Genomic DNA, 966 nt, shown 5'->3' with positions numbered 1-966 from the left:
GAAGGCCCATAAAAAGATTCGGAAGCGCAACAATGCCCATGGACGAATCACTTATACTGGTTTCCCTGGACATTTCAAGGGCATATTTCAACTTCCAGGTAGAGTTCCGTGATGCTGAAGGCTTTGAACTGAATCTCCTCTATGAGTTCCTGTGGGCACTTGCAAGGACAATGTCCATGACACTACATATAATAAAGTTCAGTGGTATAAATTCGCACCATATAACGGAAAACGTTTTTAAGGCTCTGGGAGCATCTCTTGGAACTGCACTGGAAGAATCAAAATATACAAGAAGTACAAAGGGGACGCTATGATAGCTATAATAGACATAAATACAGGTAACCTGTCAAATATAAATAGAGTTGTTGGGGGAACCATAACCAGCAATCCCTATGAGATAGCAAAAGCAGAAAAAATAATTTTTCCCGGTGTCGGCTCATTTCAGTACGTGTCAAATATTATAGAACCTATAAAAGGTGTGCTAATGGATAAGATTAAATCCGGAATTCCCTATCTGGGCATTTGTCTTGGCCTGGAAATGCTCTTCCAGGACAGCGAGGAGGGGTCTGGAAAAGGTTTAGGAATTCTTAAGGGGCGGGTTAAGAAATTTAAAGGTGTTAAAACTCCTCACATGGGGTGGAATACTGTATCATTAAAGGCACCATCATTAATCATGAATGGTATACCGGACAATTCATTCTTTTATTTTATGCATTCATATTACGTTCCAGAAAATGAATTTACCATTATGGAAACTGAGTATGGAAATAGATTTTCCTCCGGGATAGGAGAAGGAAATATTTACGGTGTCCAGTTCCATCCAGAAAAATCTGGGGAGAACGGAGTACGTGTTTTGAAGAACTTCGGGGGATTAAAATGATAGATATATACCCTGCAATTGATATATACAACGGAGAAGCAGTATCCCTGGAAAATGGAGATATAAAAAGAAAAGAATCATTCGGT

At 39.3% G+C, this 966-nt stretch carries 1 protein-coding gene and 1 pseudogene; both read left to right on the top strand.

Annotated features, from left to right (window positions below; translation table 11 throughout):
• A pseudogene (locus AMDU4_RS12420) lies at positions 1 to 314 on the top strand (imidazoleglycerol-phosphate dehydratase); the annotation flags it as partial.
• Complete coding sequence (hisH, locus tag AMDU4_RS12415) at positions 311 to 880, top strand: imidazole glycerol phosphate synthase subunit HisH (protein WP_021788294.1); 570 nt, start codon at positions 311 to 313, stop codon at positions 878 to 880. The pseudogene AMDU4_RS12420 and the gene hisH, both read left to right, overlap by 4 nt.
• The last annotated feature ends 86 nt before the right edge of the window (positions 881 to 966 follow it).

This window comes from Ferroplasma sp. Type II, assembly GCF_000496155.1.
Note: the sequence above shows the minus strand (reverse complement) of the source record. Positions and strands in the feature narration are given on the sequence as shown.